Here is a 3490-nt window from a genome sequence, read left to right on the forward strand (position 1 = left end):
AAAAGGTAAGCTACTAAGAGCGAATGGTGGATGCCTTGACTGGTAAAGGCGATGAAGGACGTACTAGACTGCGATAAGCTACGGGGAGCTGTCAAGAAGCTTTGATCCGTAGATTTCCGAATGGGGCAACCCAATGTATAGAGATATACATTACCTATATAGGAGCGAACGAGGGGAATTGAAACATCTTAGTACCCTCAGGAAAAGAAATCAATAGAGATTGCGTCAGTAGCGGCGAGCGAAAGCGCAAGAGGGCAAACCCAGTGCTTGCACTGGGGGTTGTAGGACTGCAATGTGCAAGAGCTGAGTTTAGCAGAACATTCTGGAAAGTATAGCCATAGAGGGTGATAGTCCCGTATGCGAAAAACAAAGCTTAGCTAGCAGTATCCTGAGTAGGGCGGGACACGAGGAATCCTGTCTGAATCCGGGTCGACCACGATCCAACCCTAAATACTAATACCAGATCGATAGTGCACAAGTACCGTGAGGGAAAGGTGAAAAGAACTGAGGTGATCAGAGTGAAATAGAACCTGAAACCATTTGCTTACAATCATTCAGAGCACTATGTAGCAATACAGTGTGATGGACTGCCTTTTGCATAATGAGCCTGCGAGTTGTGGTGTCTGGCAAGGTTAAGCAAACGCGAAGCCGTAGCGAAAGCGAGTCTGAATAGGGCGCTTAGTCAGATGCTGCAGACCCGAAACGAAGTGATCTATCCATGAGCAAGTTGAAGCTAGTGTAAGAACTAGTGGAGGACTGAACCCATAGGCGTTGAAAAGCCCCGGGATGACTTGTGGATAGGGGTGAAAGGCCAATCAAACTTCGTGATAGCTGGTTCTCTCCGAAATATATTTAGGTATAGCGTTGTGTCGTAATATAAGGGGGTAGAGCACTGAATGGGCTAGGGCATACACCAATGTACCAAACCCTATCAAACTCCGAATACCTTATATGTAATCACAGCAGTCAGGCGGCGAGTGATAAAATCCGTCGTCAAGAGGGAAACAACCCAGACTACCAGCTAAGGTCCCTAAATCTTACTTAAGTGGAAAACGATGTGAAGTTACTTAAACAACCAGGAGGTTGGCTTAGAAGCAGCCATCCTTTAAAGAAAGCGTAATAGCTCACTGGTCTAGTGATTTTGCGCGGAAAATATAACGGGGCTAAAGTAAGTACCGAAGCTGTAGACTTGCACACAACTTAGATTATTTAAGTTGAGAATATAAAAAACTAAGTTATATGTTTTAAGTTATATTTTTACTGATTTTTATAGAGTAAAGATAGAAATAAAACTTAGTAAAATCAATAAAAATATTCTTAGGCTAAAGTTAAGTAGTTTAAGTTGTGTGCAAGTGGTAGGAGAGCGTTCTACTTGCGTCGAAGGTATACCGGTAAGGAGTGCTGGAGCGAATAGAAGTGAGCATGCAGGCATGAGTAGCGATAATTAATGTGAGAATCATTAACGCCGTAAACCCAAGGTTTCCTACGCGATGCTCGTCATCGTAGGGTTAGTCGGGTCCTAAGTCGAGTCCGAAAGGGGTAGACGATGGCAAATTGGTTAATATTCCAATACCAACATTAGTGTGCGATGGAAGGACGCTTAGGGCTAAGGGGGCTAGCGGATGGAAGTGCTAGTCTAAGGTCGTAGGAGCTTATATAGGCAAATCCGTATAAGAACACTCCGAGAACTGAAAGGCTTTTTGAAGTCTTCGGATGGATAGAAGAACCCCTGATGCCGTCGAGCCAAGAAAAGTTTCTAAGTTTAGCTAATGTTGCCCGTACCGTAAACCGACACAGGTGGGTGGGATGAGTATTCTAAGGCGCGTGGAAGAACTCTCTTTAAGGAACTCTGCAAAATAGCACCGTATCTTCGGTATAAGGTGTGGTTAGCTTCGTACTAGGATTTACTCCGAAAGCGAAGAAACTTACAACAAAGAGTCCCTCCCGACTGTTTACCAAAAACACAGCACTCTGCTAACTCGTAAGAGGATGTATAGGGTGTGACGCCTGCCCGGTGCTCGAAGGTTAATTGATGGGGTTAGCATTAGCGAAGCTCTTGATCGAAGCCCGAGTAAACGGCGGCCGTAACTATAACGGTCCTAAGGTAGCGAAATTCCTTGTCGGTTAAATACCGACCTGCATGAATGGCGTAACGAGATGGGAGCTGTCTCAAAGAGGGATCCAGTGAAATTGTAGTGGAGGTGAAAATTCCTCCTACCCGCGGCAAGACGGAAAGACCCCGTGGACCTTTACTACAGCTTGACACTGCTACTTGGATAAGAATGTGCAGGATAGGTGGGAGGCTTTGAGTATATGACGCCAGTTGTATATGAGCCGTTGTTGAGATACCACTCTTTCTTATTTGGGTAGCTAACCAGCTTGAGTTATCCTCAAGTGGGACAATGTCTGGTGGGTAGTTTGACTGGGGCGGTCGCCTCCCAAATAATAACGGAGGCTTACAAAGGTTGGCTCAGAACGGTTGGAAATCGTTCGTAGAGTATAAAGGTATAAGCCAGCTTAACTGCAAGACATACAAGTCAAGCAGAGACGAAAGTCGGTCTTAGTGATCCGGTGGTTCTGTGTGGAAGGGCCATCGCTCAAAGGATAAAAGGTACCCCGGGGATAACAGGCTGATCTCCCCCAAGAGCTCACATCGACGGGGAGGTTTGGCACCTCGATGTCGGCTCATCGCATCCTGGGGCTGGAGCAGGTCCCAAGGGTATGGCTGTTCGCCATTTAAAGCGGTACGCGAGCTGGGTTCAGAACGTCGTGAGACAGTTCGGTCCCTATCTGCCGTGGGCGTAAGAAGATTGAAGAGATTTGACCCTAGTACGAGAGGACCGGGTTGAACAAACCACTGGTGTAGCTGTTGTTCTGCCAAGAGCATCGCAGCGTAGCTAAGTTTGGAAAGGATAAACGCTGAAAGCATCTAAGCGTGAAGCCAACTCTAAGATGAATCTTCTCTAAGCTCTCTAGAAGACTACTAGTTTGATAGGCTGGGTGTGTAATGGATGAAAGTCCTTTAGCTGACCAGTACTAATAGAGCGTTTGGCTTATCTTTAATAAAGCATCACTTCCTTGTTAAGGTTTTTATAAAGCTTTGAATGTTTTATATGAAATATTTATATAAACATTATGTTTTTAAGCTAATAAAATCTTTCAAGTAAAGTTTATATTAGAACTTGCTCTTAACATTGTTTTTTAAGTATTCTATATAAAAACTTATCAAAGATAAAAGATAAGTAAAGAAGAAAGAAAAACAAAAGAAGAAAGAGAATAAAGAAAAAAGTAAAGAAATAAAAAGATTAAGCTTTATTTTTTAAATTCAATCTTTCAAAGAATATTTAAATAACAATGTCCGTGATTATACAGATGTGGAAACGCCTTGCTCCATCCCGAACCAAGAAGCTAAGCACATCGTGGGTGATGATACTACGCCTTACTGGCAGGGGGAAAGTAGCTCATTGCGGACTTGTTAAATGTCTTCATT

2 rRNA genes are annotated in these 3490 nt (G+C 43.8%); both read left to right on the plus strand.

Going from position 1 to position 3490, the window contains the following annotated elements:
* The first annotated feature begins 3 nt into the window (after window positions 1-3).
* Window positions 4-3061: ribosomal RNA gene (locus tag AJN58_RS06070) — 23S ribosomal RNA — on the plus strand.
* 295 nt (window positions 3062-3356) lie between these two features.
* Window positions 3357-3473, plus strand: a 5S ribosomal RNA gene (gene rrf / locus AJN58_RS06075).
* The last annotated feature ends 17 nt before the right edge of the window (window positions 3474-3490 follow it).

Source organism: Campylobacter sp. BCW_4321 (assembly GCF_001763075.1).
GTDB classification, from domain to species: Bacteria; Campylobacterota; Campylobacteria; order Campylobacterales; family Campylobacteraceae; genus Campylobacter_D; species Campylobacter_D jejuni.